At 74.1% G+C, this 20,730-nt stretch carries 19 protein-coding genes and 1 tRNA gene; 9 read left to right on the forward strand and 11 right to left on the reverse strand.

Features of this window, described 5'->3' with window-relative positions; all coding sequences use genetic code 11:
* Nucleotides 1-149 precede the first annotated feature (149 nt).
* Nucleotides 150-1,130: an aldo/keto reductase gene (locus CRP30_RS07335; protein WP_097183319.1), complete on the forward strand. Its 981-nt coding sequence runs from the start codon at nt 150-152 to the stop codon at nt 1,128-1,130.
* Nucleotides 1,127-3,076: an AAA family ATPase gene (locus CRP30_RS07340; RefSeq protein WP_097183320.1), complete on the forward strand. Its 1,950-nt coding sequence runs from the start codon at nt 1,127-1,129 to the stop codon at nt 3,074-3,076. The genes CRP30_RS07335 and CRP30_RS07340 overlap by 4 nt, the downstream gene beginning before the upstream one ends.
* A 3-nt stretch (nt 3,077-3,079) precedes the next feature.
* Here CRP30_RS07340 and CRP30_RS23265 read toward each other — a convergent pair whose 3' ends face one another.
* Both CRP30_RS23265 and CRP30_RS07350 read right to left on the reverse strand, forming a co-directional pair.
* Complete coding sequence (locus CRP30_RS23265) at nt 3,080-3,880, reverse strand: DUF2470 domain-containing protein (protein WP_097183321.1); 801 nt, start codon at nt 3,878-3,880, stop codon at nt 3,080-3,082.
* Between the two features lie 159 nt (nt 3,881-4,039).
* Complete coding sequence (locus CRP30_RS07350) at nt 4,040-4,312, reverse strand: Rv3202a family protein (protein WP_097183322.1); 273 nt, start codon at nt 4,310-4,312, stop codon at nt 4,040-4,042.
* Nucleotides 4,313-4,443: 131 nt separating this feature from the next.
* On the opposite strand from CRP30_RS07350, the gene CRP30_RS07355 reads away from it, so the two are divergent.
* A complete protein-coding gene (locus CRP30_RS07355) occupies nt 4,444-4,647 on the forward strand; it encodes a DUF5703 family protein (RefSeq protein WP_097183323.1) in 204 nt (67 codons plus the stop codon).
* Here CRP30_RS07355 and CRP30_RS07360 read toward each other — a convergent pair.
* From CRP30_RS07360 to CRP30_RS07380, 5 genes are all read right to left on the reverse strand, one after another.
* Nucleotides 4,640-5,455, reverse strand: a complete 816-nt coding sequence (locus tag CRP30_RS07360) for a pentapeptide repeat-containing protein (protein WP_200814601.1) — start codon at nt 5,453-5,455, stop codon at nt 4,640-4,642. The two genes, CRP30_RS07355 and CRP30_RS07360, sit on opposite strands and share 8 nt — an antisense overlap.
* Before the next feature lie 23 nt (nt 5,456-5,478).
* Nucleotides 5,479-6,435 carry an NADPH:quinone oxidoreductase family protein gene (locus tag CRP30_RS07365; RefSeq protein ID WP_097183324.1) on the reverse strand — a complete coding sequence of 319 codons (957 nt, stop codon included), beginning with the start codon at nt 6,433-6,435 and terminating at the stop codon, nt 5,479-5,481.
* Nucleotides 6,436-6,508: 73 nt separating this feature from the next.
* A complete protein-coding gene (locus tag CRP30_RS07370; protein WP_097184039.1) occupies nt 6,509-7,312 on the reverse strand; it encodes an SDR family oxidoreductase in 804 nt (267 codons plus the stop codon).
* 49 nt (nt 7,313-7,361) lie between these two features.
* Nucleotides 7,362-8,690 carry a M20/M25/M40 family metallo-hydrolase gene (locus CRP30_RS07375; protein ID WP_097183325.1) on the reverse strand — a complete coding sequence of 443 codons (1,329 nt, stop codon included), beginning with the start codon at nt 8,688-8,690 and terminating at the stop codon, nt 7,362-7,364.
* 34 nt (nt 8,691-8,724) lie between these two features.
* Nucleotides 8,725-9,051, reverse strand: coding sequence for a hypothetical protein (locus CRP30_RS07380; RefSeq protein ID WP_097183326.1), 327 nt, complete (start codon nt 9,049-9,051; stop codon nt 8,725-8,727).
* Nucleotides 9,052-9,225: 174 nt separating this feature from the next.
* Between CRP30_RS07380 and CRP30_RS07385 the strand changes: the two genes are divergently transcribed.
* The 3 genes from CRP30_RS07385 to CRP30_RS22250 all read left to right on the forward strand — a co-directional run bounded on the left by CRP30_RS07385 (nt 9,226) and on the right by CRP30_RS22250 (nt 11,204).
* Nucleotides 9,226-10,260 carry a GGDEF domain-containing protein gene (locus tag CRP30_RS07385; RefSeq protein ID WP_235003249.1) on the forward strand — a complete coding sequence of 345 codons (1,035 nt, stop codon included), beginning with the start codon at nt 9,226-9,228 and terminating at the stop codon, nt 10,258-10,260.
* Nucleotides 10,261-10,315: 55 nt separating this feature from the next.
* Nucleotides 10,316-10,400 (forward strand) — tRNA-Leu (locus CRP30_RS07390).
* 270 nt (nt 10,401-10,670) lie between these two features.
* Entirely contained in the window at nt 10,671-11,204 is a 534-nt protein-coding gene (locus CRP30_RS22250; protein ID WP_143278416.1) for a hypothetical protein, read from the forward strand.
* A 74-nt stretch (nt 11,205-11,278) separates the two neighbouring features.
* Here CRP30_RS22250 and CRP30_RS22715 read toward each other — a convergent pair whose 3' ends face one another.
* Together CRP30_RS22715 and CRP30_RS23320 are read right to left on the reverse strand one after the other, a co-directional pair.
* Nucleotides 11,279-11,524 (reverse strand): helix-turn-helix domain-containing protein, encoded by a 246-nt coding sequence (locus tag CRP30_RS22715; RefSeq protein WP_255407335.1) that lies wholly within the window; start codon nt 11,522-11,524, stop codon nt 11,279-11,281.
* Nucleotides 11,476-12,006: a DJ-1/PfpI family protein gene (locus tag CRP30_RS23320; RefSeq protein ID WP_369406761.1), complete on the reverse strand. Its 531-nt coding sequence runs from the start codon at nt 12,004-12,006 to the stop codon at nt 11,476-11,478. Before CRP30_RS23320 ends, CRP30_RS22715 begins: the two co-directional genes overlap by 49 nt.
* Here CRP30_RS23320 and CRP30_RS22725 point away from each other — a divergent pair.
* On the forward strand, nt 11,933-12,370 hold the full coding sequence (locus tag CRP30_RS22725; RefSeq protein WP_200814705.1) for a hypothetical protein: 438 nt from the start codon (nt 11,933-11,935) through the stop codon (nt 12,368-12,370). The genes CRP30_RS23320 and CRP30_RS22725 overlap by 74 nt on opposite strands.
* A 144-nt stretch (nt 12,371-12,514) precedes the next feature.
* On the opposite strand, the gene CRP30_RS07405 is transcribed toward CRP30_RS22725, so the two are convergent.
* Both CRP30_RS07405 and CRP30_RS07410 read right to left on the reverse strand, forming a co-directional pair.
* Entirely contained in the window at nt 12,515-14,980 is a 2,466-nt protein-coding gene (locus CRP30_RS07405) for an HAD-IC family P-type ATPase (RefSeq protein WP_159961592.1), read from the reverse strand.
* A gap of 67 nt (nt 14,981-15,047) precedes the next feature.
* Nucleotides 15,048-16,799 (reverse strand): alpha/beta hydrolase, encoded by a 1,752-nt coding sequence (locus CRP30_RS07410; protein WP_235003250.1) that lies wholly within the window; start codon nt 16,797-16,799, stop codon nt 15,048-15,050.
* Between the two features lie 342 nt (nt 16,800-17,141).
* Between CRP30_RS07410 and CRP30_RS07415 the strand changes: the two genes are divergently transcribed.
* Together CRP30_RS07415 and CRP30_RS07420 are read left to right on the forward strand one after the other, a co-directional pair.
* Nucleotides 17,142-19,556, forward strand: a complete 2,415-nt coding sequence (locus CRP30_RS07415) for a phosphoketolase family protein (protein ID WP_235003251.1) — start codon at nt 17,142-17,144, stop codon at nt 19,554-19,556.
* Between the two features lie 34 nt (nt 19,557-19,590).
* The gene (locus tag CRP30_RS07420; protein ID WP_200814605.1) at nt 19,591-20,664 is read left to right on the forward strand and encodes an acetate/propionate family kinase; all 1,074 of its coding nucleotides are present in this window, start codon (nt 19,591-19,593) and stop codon (nt 20,662-20,664) included.
* The last annotated feature ends 66 nt before the right edge of the window (nt 20,665-20,730 follow it).

The following is a 20,730-nucleotide window of genomic DNA, read 5'->3' on the forward strand; positions in this document are numbered from 1 at the left end:
CGGTCGGGAGGGTGCGGGCAGGTCGGCGGGCGGGGCAGGCAGGCACGACCGGTCACCCTAGGCGGGGCGGCGCGGCGACCCGACGCGCCGCTCCGGGCGCCCGGGTGCTCCCCGGTGGCGGGCAGCCCTCGCCGGTAGGTTGGCACCTCGTGGAGCAGCGCGCGCTGGGACGAAGCGGTCTGGTCGTGTCCCGGTTGGCGCTGGGGACGATGACGTGGGGCCGGGACACCGACGAGGACGAGGCCGCCATGCAGCTGACGGCCTTCGTGGACGCCGGCGGCACCCTCGTCGACACAGCCGACGTGTACTGCGACGGCGAGAGCGAGCGCACCCTCGGCCACCTGCTCACCGACGTCGTCCCGCGGTCCGACGTGCTGGTCGCCACCAAGGCGGTGGGCCGGACCTCGCCGGGGCCCATGGGCCGCGGCGCGTCCCGCGGGCACCTGCTGGCCGCCCTGGACGCGTCGCTGGAGCGCCTGGGCCTGGACCACGTCGACCTGTGGCAGCTGCACGCCTGGGACGAGTCGACGCCGCTGGAGGAGACCCTCGCCGCCTGCGACGCCGCCGTCTCCTCGGGCCGCACCCGCTACGTCGGCGTCAGCAACTTCACCGGCTGGCAGACCGCCCAGGCGGCGACCTGGCAGCGTGCCTGGCCGGGCCGCACCCCCCTCGTCAGCACCCAGGTCGAGTACTCCCTGCTCCAGCGCGGCGTCGAGCGCGAGGTGATCCCGGCGGCCGAGGCCCTGGGGCTCGGCGTCCTGCCGTGGTCCCCGCTCGGACGCGGCCTGCTCACCGGGAAGTACCGGCACAGCACCCCCACGGAGTCCCGGGGCGCCTCCCCGCAGTGGCAGGGCTTCATCGACGGTCTGCGCTCGGCGAAGGCGGACCGGATCGTGGAGGCCGTGATCACCGCCGCGGAGGGTCTGGGCACCACTCCCCTGGCGGTGGCGCTGGCCTGGGTCCGCGATCGCCCGGGCGTGGTGGCGCCGATCGTGGGCGCGCGCACGGCCCAGCAGCTGCAGGCGAGCCTGGACGCGGAGGGCGTGCGCCTGCCGGCCGCCATCCGCACCGCCCTGGAGGACGTCTCCGCGCCGGCCTTCAGCTACCCCGAACGCCGGTCGGACACGTGACGGCGGTTGAGACCCCGGCGGCCGGGGGCGACCCCGTCTTCGCCGCGTTCTGCGCGGCGGGCCTGTGGCCGGGGCTGGGCCGGCGGACGGCGGCGGAGCTCCCCGGGGCGGGCATCACCTCCCCCGACCACGTCTCGGCCGACCGGCTGGTGAAGATCCCGCTCGTGGGGCGGCAGCGCGCCGAGCGGCTCTTCTCCAGCTTCCTGGCCGCGCAGCCCACCTACGACGTCGTCGAGCTGCTCGTGGGCGCGGGGCTGAACGCCAAGCTGGCGGCGGGCGTCGCCGACACGCTCGGCCCGGACGCCGCCCGGCGGCTGCGCGACGACCCGTGGGCGCTGCTCGCGCTCACCGGCGTCACCCTCGGCGACGCCGACCGGCTGGCCATCGCCGTCCTCAAGGGCGCGGACCGGCAGGACGGCCGCCGTGGCCGCGCCATCGTCGGTCTCACCCTGCGGACGGCGACCCGCGACGGGCACACCGTGCTGCCGGCCGACCTGGTGGTCGCCGCGCTGCAGGCCGAGGGCATCGCCGACCCGGCGGCCGCGATCGTGGCGGCCGTGGAGTCCGGCGACGTGCTGGAGCACGAACCCCCCGAGCCGGAGGATCCGGAGGCCGAGCCCGATCCCGCGCTGCGGTCGCTGTCGCTGGCCCGGTACGGAATGGCCGAGGAGGCCGTGGCGGAGGGCATCGCACGGCTGGCCGCCTCGGCGGAACGGATCGCCGACCCCGCGTCGGTGCGCAGCGTCGCCAAGGGCCTGGACAAGGCGCAGCTGGCCGCCGTCGCCCAGGTCCTGGGGTCTGGCGTCAGCCTGCTGACCGGCGGGCCCGGCACCGGCAAGAGCCGGACCGTGGCGGCGGTGGTGAAGCTGCTGCGGGCCAAGGGCAGCGACATCGCGCTGGCCGCCCCCACCGGCCGGGCGGCCAAGCGCCTCGAGGAGCTCACCGACCACCCGGCGACGACGGTGCACCGGCTGCTCGGCGCGCAGGGCATGACCGGCGGGTTCGCGCGGAACGAGGAGTGGCCGCTCGACGCCGACGTCATCGTCGTCGACGAGGCCTCGATGCTCGACGTCGAGCTGACCGCGGCCCTCCTGGAGGCCTGCCCCGACGGCACCCACCTGCTCCTGGTCGGCGACCCGGCGCAGCTGCCGTCGATCGGGCCGGGGCACGTGCTGGGCGACATCATCGACTCCGGTGCCGTCCCGGTCACCGAGCTGACCACGCTCTACCGGCAGGCCGAGGGCGGCGCGATCGCCCGGCTGGCCACCGCCGTCCGGGGCGGGGAGCTGCCGCCCGTCGACTCCCCCGACCGCGAGGTCGTCGTCGTGCCGGCGACGGGGAGCGCGGAGGCGTCCCGGCGGGTGGTCCAGCTGGTCACCGACTCGATCCCGCGGGCCCTGGGGATCGACCCGGCCGCGGTGCAGGTCGTGACGCCCGTGCATCGCGGGCCGGCCGGCACGATCGAGCTGAACAAGGCGCTGAAGGCCGTCCTCAACCCCGGCGAGGGCACCGTCTGGGGCTTCGACGCCGGGGATCGCGTGGTCGCCACGGCGAACCACCTGGAACTGGAGCCCACCGGGTTCGCCAACGGCGAGGTGGGAGTGGTGACCAAGACCGGCGACGGCTCCCTGGACGTCACGTTCGCCTCGGGGCCGGTCACGGTGACGGGCAAGGCGATGTCGGACCTGCGGCACGGCTGGGCGATCACCGTCCACCGCGCGCAGGGCTCCGAGTGGCCGGGGGTGGTCGTCGTGGTGCCGCCCGAGGCCGGCGGGATGCTGTCGCGGCCGTTGATCTACACCGCACTGACCCGGGCGCAGAGCCATCTGTCGATCGTGCACGCCAGCGGCGCCGCCCTGGCCCGGGCGGTGCGGGAGATCGACGTCCGGCCGCGGCGCACCCGGCTGGCCGCCCTGCTCGCCGAGCTGGGCGACCTCGCCGGCTGAGCGTCAGGCGGGTCGGAGCCGGTTCCGCGCCGCGCAGGCGAGCCGGCCGATCGCCGGTCCGAGCTCGCCCGGGCAGGTCAGCGGCCGGCCGAAGGGCACCCGCACGTCCTGGTGCCCGCCGGGGCGCTCCACCCGCAGTCGGAAACCGAACCGGTCGAGGCCCAGCGGCCGCAGGGCATCGGCCGGACCCAGGGCACCGGCCGGCAGCAGCCGGCTCAGGAGCGCCAGGAACTCGGGATGGTCGCCGTCCAGGTGTGCCAGGTGGTCGGCCTCGAGGGCGGCGAGCGGGTCGGGCCGGGCAGCCAGGAACTCGAGCGGGCTGACGTCGACCGCCGGGCCTCCCTCCCCCAGCACGACCTCGGCAAGGTCGAGGCGGAGCAGGGTGATCGACCGCCCGACGTCCAGCAGCACCTCGGCGGGCCGGGCCTCGGCGAAGGCGAGCACGGCGGCCCGCTGGTCCCGGTCGGGTACCGGCGTCAGCCAGCCGGAGAGCCAGAGCTGGGCGCGGAGCGGCCGCCGGAGGGGCACCGGGGCGTGGTCGGAGACCATGACCAGTGCGGAGAGGTCGGCGCCGGGAGCGGCCCGGACGGCGCCCACGAGGTCACCGCCGGCAGGGAGGGCGACCAGGACCTGGTCGGCGTCGGTGACGGCGTGGGCCAGCACCCTGCTGCTCTCGACACCGGCGGCGCAGACGGTGGCACCGTGCCGGCCGGCGACCGTACGGGCGCGTTCTGCCGGGCCGGGGCGCAACAGGTCGAGATCGCGCTGCGGCTCCGGCGCCGGGCGGCTCGGACAGGTCGCCATGACACCCCTCCTCCATCAGTTAGGGCAGCCTAACCATACGAAGGAGGCGTCGGTAGGGATCGGTCCGAGTTCCGCCGGATCGCCCGCCGAGGCGCGGTCTCAGCCCAGGAGGTGACGATCCCTCCCGCGTCCGGAGGGAACGGGTCGGCTCAGGACGGGTCAGCTCAGGACGTCGTCCTCGTCCAGGGGGACGTCCGCGTCCTGCTCGAGGACGTCGGCTTCGTTCGCCTCCAGGTCACCCACCGGGCGGGCGGGGCTGCCGGTCTCCCCGGGGCGCGCCGACAGCTGCTGCTCCAGCGCGTCCGCCTCGGGCACGCCGTCGCCAGGGGTGCTGGCCTCTCCTGCCGAGCCGACGGCGGGCGGGTCGAGCAGCGCGTCCTGCTCCGCGCGGTCGGCGTCGGAAGCCTCGCTCGGCATGCCGGGTCCGGTCACGTCGTCCTCCCTCGTCGTGCGCTGGCGGGTCCTCCCCATCCTGCCGAAGGTCGGAGGCCGCGGCAGACCGGAGATGTCGGCCGGGCCACGATCGCGTGACCTCGCGGCGCCGCCCGTGCACAATCGGGCTGATGGAGGCGGCCGCGGATTACCAGTACGCGCCGCTGCGGATCCCGCCGGGCACGTCCCGGTCCGCAGCGGCGACCATGCTGAGCCTGCAGGCCGACACCGGTGGGTGGGAACTGGCCCGGCTGCAGCTGCACGCCGACGGCACGCGCAAGGTGATCCTGCGCCGCCGCGCCCGCCTGTCCTACCTGCCGCTGCCGGTCATCTGACGCCGTCCGCCCAGTGCGGCGGCGCCGACACGGCAACCGGAAGACAGGTGGACCTGTCGCCGCGCGCGGCGGTCACCTGCGGCTGGGTGAGGAACAGGCAGCGGCTGAGGTCGGCGCCGCGGACGTCGGCGGCGCGCAGGTCGGCGCCGAGCAGGTCCGCCGTCCCCAGGTCGACGCCCCGCAGGTCGGCGCCGATCAGGTAGGCACCGCGCAGGCTCCCGTCCCTGAGCTTCGCGCGGCGGAGGTTCCGCCCCATCAGGTCGGCGCCCCGCCGGTCGGGACGGCCGGGTCCGCGGACGTCCTCGCTGACCCGGGACAGGAGCTCGCCCACCCGCGCCCGGTGGACGCCGACGTCGAGAACGGAGAGGTCGTCCGGCGTGCCGCCCGCCAGCCGCTCGGTCAGCTCCCGGAGCTCCCGTACCTCCGGCGCACCGCTCAGCGACTCCGCCTCGGTGAGATACCAGAGCGCCTCGTGCAGCTGGCGGACCACCGGGAGGACGGCGAACTGGGCGGCGGCCAGTTGCGGCGCCTCCCGCCAGCTCCGGCCACCGAACGTGTCCTGCGTGATCCGCTGTCCGGCGCCGAAACAGTCGAACACCGTGCAGCCGGGGAAGCCACGCTCCCGCAGCTGGGCATGGATGCCGCAGCGGAAGTCCTCGCGCAGGTTGGGGCACGCCACCCCGGCGGGCTTGTCGATGGCGAAGTCGGCCGAGGCCGCGAACGCCGGGGCGACGCAGCACAGCCCGGCGCACCGCGAGCAGTCCGCTCGCAGGTGCGCCCGCGCATCGATCAGCGGGAGCTCGGTCACCCCGCCAGGCTAGGTGCGCACCCTCAGGGGACGAGGACGACCTTGCCCACGGTGTCCCGGGAGGCCAGCTTCATCAGCGCCTGGGGCGCCTCGTCCAGCGGATGCACGGAGCCGACCAGGGGGTCGACGGCGCCGGACCCGACCAGCGCCACGAGCTCGTCGTGGACCTGGCCGAAGATCGCGGGCTCGTACTTGCGGTACAGGCCCCAGTGCAGGCCGACGACGCTGTAGTTCTTCACCAGCAGGTGGTTGGCCCTCGCCTCGGGGATCCGCCCGCTGGTGAAGCCGACGACGACGAGCCGGCCCTCGAACGCGATGCACTTGGTGCTCTTGTCGAAGACGTCGCCGCCGACCGGGTCGTAGACGATGTCCGCCCCGTGCCCGCCGGTGACCTCCTTGACGATCGGGACGAAGTCCTCGGTCGTGTAGTCGATGACGTGGTCGGCGCCGAGCTGGGTGCACACCTCGGTCTTGCGGGCGCCGCCGGCCGTCGCGATGACCTTCGCCCCGGCTGCCTTGGCGAGCTGGATGGCCGCCGTCCCCACTCCCCCGGCACCGGCGTGCACGAGCACCCAGTCGCCGGCCTGGATGTGCGCGCGGCGGTGCAGGCCGACGTAGCCGGTCTGGTAGGTCAGGTAGAGCGACGCCGCCTTCTCGTCGGTCATCGAGTCGGGCACGGGCCAGGCGTTGTTCTCGTCCATGAGCGCGTACTCGGCGAAGGCACCCGGGCCGCCCGACGGTGAGCCGATCACGCGCTGGCCGGTCCCGACGATCTCGCCGCAGAGCTCCACGCCCGGCGTGTACGGCAGCGGCGGCTTCTCCTGGTACATCCCCATGGCCATGAGGACGTCGGGGAAGTTCAGCGCCGCCGCGCGCACCTTGACCAGCACCTGACCCTCGCCCGGGGTGGGCTGGTCGACCTCGTCCAGGCTCATCACCTTCGAGGGATCACCGAGCTCGTGTACCCGCCATGCACGCATGCCCCGACCCTACGGCCACCCTTCAGGGGCCCGTGCCGAGCGTGCGAGGCGTGGGGGGAAGGGTGGTCCTTTTTCAGCGCATGGACGGCGGGCGCAGTGCCTCGGGGACGACGGCGGTCTCGCCGGTCTCCGTCCGCGCAGCCGGCACGCCCTTGAACTTGTAGGGCACCACGCCCACGCCGGGCTGGATCACGTACGCGGCGCCCGGCTCGGCCGACGTCCAGGCCATCACCATCGCGTCGGCCACCTCCTCGGCAGTGAGCACCGGGAAGCCGGCCGCGGTGAACTCGTCGCGGATCCGGTCGATGATCGCGGTGTCGGCGAAGCCGGGGCAGATGGCGGAGATCGTCGTCCCCTCGGCGGCCAGCCGGGGAGCCATGGAGCGGACGAACGCGATGGCCCCGCCCTTGGCCACGCTGTACCCCGGGTCTCCGGCCATCGGCGAGAGCCCGGCGAGGGACGCCGTCACGACGATCGCCCCTCCCCCGGCCCGCTTGATGGCCGGCCGCGCGGCCTGGGCGCCATAGACGACACCGAACAGGTCGATGTTCACGACCTTCATGAACTCGTCGAGGTCCAGGGCGTCGTCGGACTTGGCCGCGGAGATCCCGGCGTTGAGGAAGGCGGCGTCGAGCCGTCCGTGCTCGGCCTCGATCTGGGCGACGACGGCCTGGTTGGCGGCCGGATCGGTGACGTCGAGGGGCAGGAACGGGCAACCGAGGTCGGCGGCGACCTGCCGGTTGCGCTCGCTGTCGAGGTCGGTCAGGACGACGGTGACCTCGAGCCCCCGCAGCTTCGTGGCGAGCGCGCGGCCGAAGCCCCCCGTCCCACCGGTGATCAGAGCGACGGAGCCGGGCGCGGGTGTGGGAGTCGTCACCACGGCATCACACCATGCCGTCTCCCGCCCGGCCGTCTCCCGCCCGGTCTCAGGCGTTGCGCAGGAACCGGTCCAGCACCCGGACGCCGAACCTCAGCGACTCGACGGGCACCCGCTCGTCGATGCCGTGGAACAAGGAGGCGAAGTCGAGGTCCGGCGGCAGCCGCAGCGGCGAGAAGCCGAAGCAGCGCATGCCGAGGGTCTGGAAGCTCTTGGCGTCGGTGCCGCCGCTCATGGTGAACGGCACCGGGCGCGCGCCGTCGTCCTCGGCCTTGAGCGCGGCGACCATCTGGTCGACGAGCGGGCCGTCGAACGTCGTCTCCACCGCGCTGTCGTGGACGAGCCACTCGCGCTGGATGCCCTCGCCGATCAGCCCGGCGAGCTGGCGCTCGAACTCCTCGTGCTGGCCGTAGAGGAAGCGGCCGTCGACGGTCGCGGACGCCGTCCCCGGAATGACGTTCGCCTTGTAGCCGGCGTCGACCATGGTCGGGTTCGCGGTGTTGCGCAGGGCCGCGCCGATCATCCGGCTGATGCTGCCCAGCCGGGCGAGCGCCTCCTCGGGCTCGTCCGGGTCGATCTCGATGCCGTAGGCGTCCTCCACCTCCGCGAGGAACTGCCGCATCGGCGGGGTGAGGACCGTGGGCAGGCGGGCCGAGCCCAGGCGCGCGACCGCCTGGCAGAGCCGGGTGACGGCGTTGTCGTCGTGCACGAACGAGCCGTGGCCCGGCTTCCCCTGGGCGGTGAGGCGCATCCAGGCCAGGCCCTTCTCCGCCGTCTGCACGAGGTAGAGGCGCAGGTCGTCGCGGACGGTGATGCTGAAGCCGCCGACCTCGCTGATCGCCTCGGTGCAACCCTCGAACAGGTCGGGGTGCTCGTCGACCATCCAGCGGGCGCCGAGCTTCCCGCCGGCCTCCTCGTCGGCGAGGAAGGCCAGCACGATGTCGCGCGGCGGCTGCACGCCGGTGCGGGCCCAGTCGCGGACCAGCGCCAGCACCATGGCGTCCATGTCCTTCATGTCCACCGCGCCGCGGCCCCAGATGTAGCCGTCGCGCTCCTCGCCGGAGAAGGGGTGCACGCTCCACTCGGAGGGATCGGCGGGGACGACGTCGAGGTGCCCGTGGACGAGCAGGGCGGGACTGCTCCGGTCGGCGCCGGGGATGCGCGCGACGAGGCTGGCCCGGCCGCGCTCGGACTCGTGGATCTCCGACTCGATGCCGACGTCGGCCAGCTTGCACGCCACCCACTCCGCGGCAGTGCGCTCACCCGCGCTGGTGCTGGTGTCGCCGGTGTTGGTCGTGTCGATCCGGATCAGGTCGGAGAGCAGCTCGGCGACCTCGTCCTGGGCTCCGGCGAGGCGGGGCGGGGTGGTCTCGGCCATGCCCGCGATCCTGCCACCGGGGTCGCGGCGGCGGTCAGCCGAGCAGGCGCCGTACCCGCCCCACCGAGCGGTCGAGGCACCACCCGGCGACGCGCACGCCCAGGACCCACAGGTCACCCCACTGGGCCGGCCGCGGCTGGGCCGGACGCGGCGCCGGGGACTTCGACGCCGCGGGCGCTGCGTCCGACGGACCGGTGGGCGCCCCGGCGAACAACAGGTCGATCGCATCCGCCTGCCGCCGACCGCGCAGCGACGCTAACGAGGGGATCGACGGGGCGAGCGGTGATTCGTCGTCGTCAGCCCGCGACGACGGGCTCGGGACGACCGGCCCGGACAGGGTCTCCGGCAAGTCGATCGGCATGCCGTCCGACGCTAGTCGCCGCCCTGCGATCCGGCTGCGTCGACGTCCGCTGTCCGGGCCGGGCATCCGCGGTCTGATTGCGGTACGAGGACGTCCGCATCGCTGTGCAAGAGGGGCCCCTCGGAGGAGTGAGAGCCCCTCGTCCTGGCGGGCGCGGCGACCGATGCTCCTCGTGTGACGGGGACGAGCATGCGGGCGCGGGAGCCGGAGTCGGCTGCCCGCAGCGGCGTGCTGATCCTGGTCGTGGCGGCACTCGTGCTCGCCGCGTTCAACACCTTCCAGCCCCTGCCCTACAACATGTGGGCGAAGGTGGCCGCCTGGTCGGCCGTCGCCTTCGTGCTCCTGGTCGCCGCCGCCGTCGCGGTGGTCTCCGCCGAGAAGCTTAACCGCATCGGCGTCTACACGATGATCGCCGTCGGTGGCGTGCTGCTGATCTGCGGCCTGAACGTGCTGACGAACGACCCGTCCGCCGCGTCGCAGGCGTTCCTCGCCTTCCCGGTGCTCTGGGCGGCATCCCACCTGGAGCGCGGCGCCGTCGTCCTGGTGACCGGGACCGCGGTGGTCGGCGACGGCGTCGCCCTCCTGCTCCTGCTGCCCTTCGACGCGGCGATGACCGACCTCGTCTTCTTCGGCACCGTGCTCGTCGTCATGGCGGTCATGCTGGTCCGCGCGAACACGACGCAGGAACGGCTGGTCGCCGCCCTGCAGGAGCAGCTCACCGTCGACTCGCTGACCGGTCTGGCCACCCGTCGCGCCTTCGACGGTGCCCTCGAGACGGCGATGAGCCGGTCGGTCCCGGGCGGGACCGCCCTGGTCCTCATCGACGTCGACTCGTTCAAGTCGATCAACGACACCCACGGCCACCCCGTCGGCGACGACGTCCTGGTGCACCTCGCGACCGTCCTGCGCGGCCGCGTCCGGGCCGAGGACGCCGTGCTGTCGCGCCTGGGCGGCGACGAGCTCGCCGTGCTCATGCCCGGCTGCGACCGCACGATCGCCGAGTACCGGGCCAAGGATCTGCTCGACGCCGTCCGTTCCGCGCCGATGACCCTGGCCGACGGGACGCTCCTGGCGCTGTCGATCAGCGTGGGCGTGGCCCATGTGCCGCAGCACTCCAGCGATCGGCGCGGGCTGTACACGGCTGCCGACGCCGCGCTCTACGACGCCAAGCGGGCCGGCCGCGGTCGGGTGTCGGTCGCCGCGACCTGAACGCCGGGGGGTGCTTCGAACGCCGCAGCCGCTCCGGTAGTCTGGTCAGGCACTCGTCCGGGTGGCGGAATGGCAGACGCGCTAGCTTGAGGTGCTAGTGCCCTTTATCGGGCGTGGGGGTTCAAGTCCCCCCTCGGACACTTCGAATTGGACCCCCACGGCTCCCAGGCCGTGGGTTTCGTCGTTTCCGGAGTCGTCGGCGCATGCGCTCGCCGCTGCCGCCTGCTGCCTCCGGTCGCGCTGCAGTGCCACCCTCGGGTGGGGCCGCACCACAGAACCAGCAGGACCGGCAACGCGGACGGAGCGCCGTGGCGTTCACCTGCTCCCCTCGACGCGCACGGAGTCTGCCTGGCCGAGACCGTCAATATCTCGTCCTGGCGCCGTGGATGCGGCTGACCCAGGATCGCTCCGTGCCGACGACGCCTGCGCAACCCACGAGGACGGAACCCGCCGCGGGCGGTTCGGCGCGGCGAGGGGCCGCTCGGGCCTCCGCACGTCGCTCGGCCGGCGGCCACCTCGGCCGGCTCGGCCCGCTCACCGCCCTTCGCACGCCGGTGGGCTGGGGAGTCCTGGGGGGCTGCCTGCAGGCTGCGTCGCCTCTCGCCTTCTTCTGGATCGAGCCGGCAACCGTCTACGCGCTTGGCCTCGTGCTCATCGCCGCGGTCTACCTCGGGTTCGGCGTCGCCGACGGGCGGACCAAGGTCATCGCCGTCGAGACCTGCGTCGCATCGGCTTTCGTCGTCGTCGCAGCGGCGGGGGTGACCGGGTCGGGTTGGCTGCTCGTCGCAGGGCTGGCCGGGCACGGTCTCAAGGACCTCTGGCAGCACCGGACAGGGTTCGTGGCGAACACCCGGTGGTGGCCGCCGTTCTGCGCCACCGTCGATGTCGTCGCTGCCGCCCTCCTCGCCGTCGTCATCCTCGCGGACCTGCGGGTCGGGTGGTGACGACCGCACGGAGGATGACGCGGGTCCCGGCGAAGTCGACGTCGGCCCCGCGGGTCCGTCGATGACGGCGACGTCTACTGCTCGGCGAGGGAGCCGAAGTGGCGGCGGTGGTCTCCCGGGGTCGTGTTCAACCGACGACGGAACGAGCGGTTCATCGTCTCCGGCACCCGGAAGCCGCAGATCCGGGCGATGTGGTCGACGGCGTGGCTGGTGGTCTCGAGGAGCCGGCAGGCCGCCTCGAGGCGCACCCCCTCCACGTGCTCGCTCGGTGTCACGCCGACCTCGGCCTTGAACACCCGGCTGAACTGTCGCTCGGACAGGTCGCACGCGGTGGGCCGGGGCGGGCACGGACAGGTCTGCGGTCAGGTGGTCGGCAGCCACGCCAGCAGCTCCCGCACCGGTTCGCTCTCGGCCGCCTGGGCGGCGAGCAGCGTGGAGAACTGCGCCTGCCCGCCGGACCGCCGCAGGTAGACACCAGGTGGCGGGCGACCGCCGCCGCTGCCCCCGCAGCGTGGTCGTCGGCGACGAGGGCCAGTGCCAGGTCGATGCCCGCCGTCACGCCGGCGGAGGTCCAGACGTCGCCGTCGCGCACGTAGATCGCGTCATTGTCGACCGACACCTGCGGGTGGGCGGTCGCCAGCTGCTGGTACTCCGCCCAGTGGGTGGTCGCCCGACGCAAGTCCAGCAAGCCGGCTGCTGCCAGGACGAAGGCGCCGGAGCAGACCGAGGTGACCCGTCGCGCGCTGTCCGCCAGCCGCCGGACGTGCGCCACCAGTTCCTCGTCCGCAGTTGCCTCGTCCATGTCCCGACCGCCGGCCACCACGAGCGTGTCGACCGGCGCCACGACATCGGCGAGCGCCGTGGTGCCGAACGACAGACCCGAGCTGGCCCAGCACCGGACCGCCCGACGTACTCACCACCTGCGTGGAGTACTCCGCGGCCGGCAGCAGGCGGCTGGCGCTGGAGAAGACCTCCTGCGGACCAATCACGTCCAGGATCTGCGCGGACGGGAACGTGACGACGGCGACTCCGCGGGCAGCCACCGGCCCGTATCGGCCACGCGCTCGTCCCTGCTCCTCGACGCCTCCGACTCCGCCTTCAGCGTCGCCGCCATCGAGGACGTGGTGCAGGCGGTGAGCACGCAGACAGCGGTCACGGCGAACTGAGCGGACCAGCGGCCGGCGCACGCTGTCGACCGCGCGCCCGGGGCGCTCGTCCACTTCGTGGTGATCGACGAGACGGCGTCGCTGCGGTCGACTCGGCTCCTGCAGGCGGATCCGTCGGCGGGCACGGGCCTCCGGCACAACGGCTCAACCGTCCCTGCCCGCCGCGTCCGGCCGTGCCGCGGCGAGTGCCCACCGGCCGGCCAGCTCCACCAGGACCGCCGCCGGCACGGCCAGCGCCGCCGCGATCCCCAGCACCGCCGCCGACACCTGCAGCAATACGACGTCCTCGGCCAGAGCCGGAAGGGCGAGCACGAGCACCACGACGGCGGCCATGGTGGCGACGAGTGCCGCCTTGACACCGTCCAGCGGGCGGGCCAGCACGAGGAGCGTCCAGAGGGCGAGGGCGAGGACGACGAGCGTGGCCGCGGTACGCGCAGCCGGCACGCCCGCCCCCGGGACGAGCCACCGGGTCAGCGCGTATCCGGCGTAGGCGGCGATGCCCGTCAGCACCCCTACCGGCACCGCGAAGCAGAGCACCCGGCGGAGGAAACCGGGCACGTACCGCCGCCGGTTGGGCAACAGGGCGAGGAAGAAGCCGGGGACCCCGATCGTCACCGTCGAGATCAGCGTCAGCTGCACCGGCTCCAGCGGGTAGGCCGCCACGGTGACGACGGTGACCAGCGCCAGCACCAGCGAGTAGACGTTCTTGACGAGGAAGAGGCTGGCCGCCCGCTCGATGTTGGCGATCACCCGCCGCCCCTCCGCGACCGCGGCCGGCAGGTGGGCGAAGCGGCCGTCGAGCAGCACCAACTGGGCGACGGCGCGCGTGGCCGGCGACCCGTTGCCCATGGCCACTCCGATGTCGGCGTCCTTGAGCGCCAGCGCGTCGTTCACGCCGTCGCCGGTCATCGCCACGACGTGGCCCCGTCGCTGAAGTGCCCGGACCATGGCCCGCTTCTGGTGCGGCGTGACCCGCCCGAAGACGCTCGCAGTCTCCACGACCGCGGCCAGCGCGTCGTCGTCCTCGGGGAGGGTGCGCGCGTCCACGGCGTCGACCGCCCCGGACACACCGGGCACGCCGACGGCGGCCGCGACGGCGCCCACGGTGCGCGGGTTGTCGCCGGAGATCACCTTCAGCGCGACACCCTGCTCGGTGAAGTAGCCCAGCACCTCGGCGGCGTCCTCCCGGATCCGCTCGGCCAGGACGACGAGCGCGACGGGCCGCAGGTCCTGCGGGAGGCCGACGTCCTCCCCCGAACCCGGAGGCGGGTGCGGCGACGACGCCAGGAGGAGCACCCGCCGCCCCTCCGCGGCCAGCTGATCGGCCCGGTGGCGCGCCGTCCCCGCCGCCCCGGTGGCGGCTCCGGCCAGCACCATCTCGGGCGCCCCGAGCAGCCAGGTGCCGGCATCCGCCAGGCTCACCGCGGACCACTTGCGGGCCGAGGAGAACGGGACCGCACCGACCACCGTCGCCCCTGCAGCGGGCGGGAAGGCAGCGGTTATCGCGGCCGCGGTGGCGTTCGCGGCGTCGGCACCGGCCAGGGCGCCCAGGGCCTTCCGCACGCCGTCGGCATCAGCGCCGTCGAGCAGGTCGAGCCGGTCGAAACGGACGTCGCCGTGGGTGAGGGTGCCGGTCTTGTCCAGGCAGACGACGTCCACCCGCGCCAGCCCCTCGACGGCGGGCAGCTCCTGCACGAGCGTCTGCTGCCGGACCAGCGTCAGCGACGCCACCATGAAGGCGAGCGTCGTCAGCAGGACCAGTCCTTCGGGGACCATCCCGACCAGCGCGGCGACCGTGCCGGTGACTGCGTCGGCCCACCCCTCGTTGTCCTCGCTGCGGAACTGGCTCCAGAGCACCGCGGGGCTCACCACCACCAGGACGACGGCGATCCAGCGCAGCAGGCGGTTCGTCGCGGCCACCATTTCCGAGTAGGTCGTGGTGAACCGCCGGGCCTCGGTGGCCAGCCGGGCGGCGTACGCGTCGTCCCCCACGGCGGTGGTCTGCGCCCGCGCGCTACCGGCGACGACGACCGACCCCGACCGCACCGGATCGCCGGCCGCCTTCGTCACGGGCTCGGACTCCCCGGTGAGCAGCGACTCGTCCACGGTCAGGCCGACCGAGGAACGGACCAGGGCGTCGGCCGGGACCTGGTCCCCTGCACGGATCTCCAGCAGGTCGTCGAGCACGAGTTCGGCCACGTCGAGCTCGGTGACGACGCCTTCCCTGACCACGCGCGCCCGCGGGGCGTTGAGCACCGCCAGCCGGTCGAGCGTCCGTTTCGCGCGCAACTCCTGCACGATGCCGATCCCCGCGTTGGCGATGACGACCCCGCCGAAGAGGGCGTTCTGCCAGCGCCCGGTGGCGACGGCGACCACCCACAGCGCCGTGAGCAGGCCGTTGAAGAAGGTGAGGACGTTCGCCCGGACGATCTGGCCGACCGTCCGGCTGGTCCGGACCGTCGTGGCGTTCGTCAGCCCGGCCGCGACCCGTTCGGCGACCTCGGCCACCGAGAGCCCGGCCGGCCCGGTGACCGGCCGGTCCGCCGGCGTGGGAGGGCCTATCGCTCCCTCGCCGACGACCGGCGCTCGGCTCGCGCTCTGCCCGTCCACGCGACAGAGCATGCCGACTCGGGCCGCCGGGCGCAGCGGCGTGCCAGGCGCCGGACCGGGGACCTCGTCAGTTCCGCAGGTGGTGCTCCAGCCGGTCGGAGTCGGCGTCGGTCCAGCCGATCGGTCGCAGGACCGTCACCCAGGAGTCGACGGCCTCGGCGCTGTAGTGGTGCCCGTGCCCGGGTGGGGCGTCCGCGGCGAAGGGCATGTCCAGGGTGACCTGCCAGAAGGTGACGAGCGGCAGCCACACCATCTCCTCCAGCACGTCCGCCTGGGGCGGCTCGGCCAGCCAGTCCGGGCGCTCGACCAGCAGGTCGGGGGTCCACACCGACACCGGGTCGGATGCGTGCTGCACGTACAGCACCCGGGTGCCCGACCAGGGTTCCCCCCGCGGCGGGGCCCCGGTGTCGGGATCGGTGCTGAAGCGCACCGTGCGCCCGTCCCGGTAGACCGGCTCGACGGCCGGACTGCCCGGGTCGCGGTCGTCGCGGAACTCGCCGTACAGCACGTTGAACTCGGGCGGCCCGACGAACACCGCCCCGGACAGGCGGTTGCGCAGGTCGTGTTCCCCGCTGAACGCCGCCTCCGCCCCGAAGGAGCCCAGGCTCTCGCCGAACACGTACAGCTCCGGCCGGTCCTCCGGCGGCAGCGCGCTCCACCGCTCGTACACGGCGTCGAACAGCTCCCGGCCCGCCGCGCGCGCCCGTGTCTGGTCGAACAGGTAGGACAACGGCGAGGGCAGGTACGAGTACTGCATCGACACGATCGCCGAGTCGCCGCCGGACAGGTACTCGAAGGCCGACATCCAGTTCCCGTCCAGCCATCCGCTGCCGGTCGTCGTGGCGACCAGCAGCCGGTCACGCCGGAATCCGCCGGTGCGGTCGAGCTCTGCCACCGCCACCCGCGCCCGCTCCTCGACGTCGTCGCTGGAGCCCAGGCCCGCGTAGGCCCGGAGGGGCTCCGGGGACGGGCCCCCGGTGAACGCCGCGATGTCCGCCCGCGACGGACCGCGGTCGACGAAGACCCGCCCCTCCCGCCCGAGCTCGTCCCAGTCGACCAGCGATCCCGGACCACCGGATCGCTGGGCGCTGTCCGGCCGCCGGACGCCGTCGGGCGTGGTCCCGTCGGCCAGCGAGAAGGCGTTGTCGGCGGTGGTCACGAAGGCGTTGACGCCGACGTCGGTCACCAGGAGGAGGACGGCGGCGCCCACGGTCAGCGCCCCCAGGGCACGGGCCGCCCGCCGCCCCATCCACCGGGACAGCAGCCGCCCCGTCCGGCCGGCCAGCACGTACACCGTCCGGCACACCGCGATGAGGACGGCGTAGACCACCAGGGCGACGACCGGCCACAGCAGCCAGCGCCACAGCGGCTCGCCCGGCACCCCCATGAGCGCGCGCAGTTGTCCCTGCCAGCGCCGTCCCAGCACGAGCGCGACGAGCAGCAGGACACCCCCGCCCAGGGCCAGTCCCCACCACGCGGCCCGCCGTGCCGGCCGGGCATCCCGGTCGGCGAAGGCACGCCAGCCCGCGGCCACAGCCAGCCCCAGGGCATGGCCCAGCGCGGCGGTGATCCCGCTGACCACGCCCTGGACCGGGCCGTCCCGCGGCAGCAGCGACGGCGTCAGCGACAGCGACACCAGCAGGAGCGCGCCCCACGCGGCCGGCAGCGTGACTCCCCACCACGGGCGGAGGCGATCCGCCGCCGCGACCCGCCCCGCGGTCCGCCGTTGCCGCCCGGTCGTGTCCGGCACCGGGGCGCCGGGCTCCCGCACCTCGCCGGCGCCGCCTGTCCCGGGCGCCACGGTCCGCGGCTCTGACACCGGACCCGGCTCACGGTCCCGCCCGGCGGCCCGGACCGGCGGGGGGCCCGGCCGGGTCGTCGGGCGCCCTGTCGGCCGTCGACCCTCGGGCATGCCCGTGCTCCTTCCCGCTGCGCCGATCACACCCGGGCACCACGGCCGCCCTGACCCGACGCTATCGGCTGAACCGCCGTTCGGGCGACGCTCCGAGCCGTCCGCCCGGAACTCTGCGACCCTGCCGACGACCGCCCAGAACGAGGTAGCCGGGCGGCGGCCCCGGGCGGCGGGTTGGGCCCGCCGGGTCGTGGTCGCCGGCCACCCCAGGGCTGTGCGGTGTTCACCTGGATGCGGCAGGGTCGGTCCATGGCGATGCGGGAGGGCACGGCCGAGCTCACGGAGTACTCCGCGGACGACCTCGAACTGGACCTGCGGTGGTGGGCCGCGGCCAACTACCTGACGGTCGGGCAGATCTACCTGCGGGACAACGCCCTGCTCCGCCGGCCGCTGCAGCACAGCGACGTCAAACCGCGGCTGCTCGGCCACTGGGGCACCAGTCCCGGGTTGTCGGCGCTCTACGTGCAGCTGAACCGGTTGATCCGGCGCACGGGCACGCCGTGCGTCTACATCGCCGGCCCCGGGCACGGCGGTCCGGCGCTCGTCGCGGGCACCTACCTCGAGGGCACGTACAGCGAGGTCTACCCGGCGGTGAGCCAGGACGCCGAGGGCGTGCTGCGGCTCTTCCGCCAGTTCTCCAGCCCGGGCGGGATCCCCAGCCACGTCAGCGTGCAGACCCCCGGCAGCATCCACGAGGGCGGGGAGCTCGGCTACGCGCTCGTGCACGCTGCCGGTGCCGCGTTCGACTCCCCGGACCTGCTGGTCGCCTGCGTCGTCGGGGACGGGGAGGCCGAGACCGGACCGCTGTCCGGCTCGTGGAAGATCCCGGCATTCCTCGACGCGCGCCGCGACGGCGCCGTGCTCCCGGTGCTGCATCTCAACGGCTACAAGATCAGCAGCCCGACCGTGTGGGGCCGGTCCAGCGACGACGAGGTCGCCGGCTACCTGACCAGTCAGGGCTGGGCGCCGGTCTTCGTCGCCGGTGACGATCCCCGTCAGGTGTTCCGCGACCTCGAGGCGGCACTGCGCACCGCGCACGACCGGATCCGGGAGATCCAGGCCGCCGCCCGCCACGGCGGCGAGGACCTGCGGCCGGGCTGGCCGGCGATCGTGCTGCGCACGCCGAAGGGCTGGACCGGACCGGACGAGGTGGACGGTGTGCAGGTCCAGGGGACCTTCCGCGCCCATCAGGTGCCGCTGTCCGGCGTCCAGACCGACGACGCGCACCTCGCGCTGCTCGAGGACTGGATGCGCTCCTACTCCCCGGAGACGCTGTTCACCGACGACGGCGCGCTGGTGCCCGAACTCGCTGCGCTGGCCCCGGACGGCGACCTGCGGATGGGCGCGACCCCCTACGCCAACGGCGGCCGGCGGCGCACCCCGCTGGACCTCCCGCCGCTGGAGACCTACGCCGTCGACGTGCCCTCCCCCGGCACCACGTTCCACCAGACCACGCACCCGCTCGGGGAGCTGCTGCGCGACGTCTACGCCCGGACCACCACCGCGGACGGCGGCGGCACCTTCCGGCTGTTCTGTCCGGACGAGACGGCGAGCAACCGGCTGCAGGCGGTCTTCGAGGTCACCGACCGCTGCCTGCAGGCCGAGGCGCTGCCCACCGATGAGCACCTGTCCCCGCACGGCCGGGTGATGGAGGTCCTGTCGGAGCACCTGTGCCAGGGCTGGCTGGAGGCTTACCTGCTGTCGGGCCGGCACGGCGTGTTCGCCACGTACGAGGCGTTCGCGATGGTCAGCGCCTCGATGGTGATCCAGCACGTCAAGTGGCTGCAGCATGCGGCGACCCTGCCGTGGCGGGCGCCGGTCTCCTCGCTGACGATCCTGCTGACCAGCACCTGCTGGCGCAACGACCACAACGGGTTCAGCCACCAGGGCCCCGGGCTGCTGGACACGGTGATCCCGCTGTCACCCGACGTCGTGCGGGTCTGGCTGCCGCCGGACGCCAACACCCTGCTGTCGGTCGCCGACCACTGCCTGCGCAGCACCGACCACGTCAACCTGCTGATCGCCGACAAGCAGCCGCACCTGCAGTACCTGACGCTGGAGGAGGCCGCCGCGCACGCCGCGGCCGGGGCCTCCGTGTGGTCGTGGGCCGGCACCGAGGGCGAGGACGGCGGCGTCGACGTCCGGGGGGAGCCCGACATCGTGCTCGCGTCGGCCGGCGACGTGCCCACCATGGAGACCCTCGCCGCCGCCGAGCTGCTGCGGCAGTGGGTGCCCTACCTGCGGGTCCGGGTGGTGAACGTCATCGACCTGATGGCGCTCCTCCCCCAGGACGACCATCCGCACGGCTTCTCGGAGGACCGGTTCCTCGAGCTCTTCACCCGGGACACCGACGTGATCGTCGCCTTCCACGGCTATCCGCGGGCGGTGCACCAGCTGCTGCACGGCCGCACCAATCCCGGCCGCTTCCACGTCCGGGGCTTCGAGGAGCAGGGGACGACGACCACCCCCTTCGACATGGTGGTGTTGAACCGGATGAGCCGCTACCACCTGGTGCTGGAGGCGCTGCGCCGGTCCCGGCGGGTGCCCGAGCGCGGCGAGGAGCTGGCCCGGTTCTGCCGGGACCAGCTGGCGAGGCACGCCGGCTACGTGCGCGAGCACCTGGAGGACATGCCCGAGGTCCGCGACTGGACGTGGGGCGGGTGACCGGCCTCGCCGCACGGAGCGGTTCGTCGGACCGATGACCGCCGGCCTGCGGGTCCTGGTCGTCAACGCCGGCTCCAGCTCGTTGAAGGTCGACCTCGTCCAGGACGGGCGCGCGGTCACGTCCTACGACGGGCTGCCCGACCGCCCACCCGAGGTGGACGCCGTCGGGCACCGGATCGTGCACGGCGGCCCGGACCTGGTCGACCCGGTCGTCCTCGACGCCGCCGTGGAACAGCAGTTGCGGGACCTGGTGGAACTGGCGCCGCTGCACCAGCCCAAGTCGCTGGACGGGCTGGCCGCGGCGCAGGAGCTGCTGCCGGACGTGCCGCACGTCGCCTGTTTCGACACCGCGTTCCACACCACCCTGCCCGCAGCTGCGTCCACATTCGCGCTCCCGCAGGAGTGGCGGAAACGCTGGGGCGTGCGCCGCTACGGATTCCACGGCCTGTCCCACAGCTGGGCGTCGTCCCGGGCCGGGCAGCTGGTCCCCGGCGCCCGGCGGGTGATCACCTGCCATCTCGGCGCCGGCGCGTCGCTGGCCGCTGTCCTGGACGGGCGCAGCGTCGACACCACCATGGGCTTCACCCCGCTGGCCGGCCTGGTCATGGCCACCCGCAGCGGCTCGATCGACCCCGGCCTGCTGCTGTGGCTCGAGGAGCACGAAGGTCTGCGCCCGGCCGAGGTCGCCGACGCCCTCGAGCACGCCTCCGGACTGCTCGCGCTGGCCGGCACCGCCGACATGCGCCAGATCCTGACCCGCAGCGACGAGCGGGCCCGTCTGGCGCTGGACGTGTACCTGCACAGCCTGGCGACCCACGTCGCCGGGATGACCGTGGCCCTCGGCGGGTTGGACACCCTCGTCTTCACCGGCGGCGTCGGTGAGCGTGCGCCGGCGATCCGGTCCGGTGCGGCGGAACGGCTGGCGCACCTCGGCGTCGCCGTCGACCCGGACCGCAACGACGCGGTCAGGTCCATCGACGGGGACAACCCCGACGCCGACATCACCGGGGCGGACTCCCGGGTGCGCACGCTGGTGGTCCGCGCCCGGGAGGACCTGCAGATCGCCGCCGGCGTCGTACAGGCACTGGGCCACAGAGCACGCACCTGAGCAGCCGGCACCCCGTCCCAGGCCGCACCTGCTCGGGCGCCGGTTGCCGACATGTGTGGAGCAGCC

The organism is Blastococcus haudaquaticus (genome assembly GCF_900230285.1).
In the GTDB taxonomy this organism is placed as follows: Bacteria; Actinomycetota; Actinomycetes; order Mycobacteriales; family Geodermatophilaceae; genus Blastococcus_B; species Blastococcus_B haudaquaticus.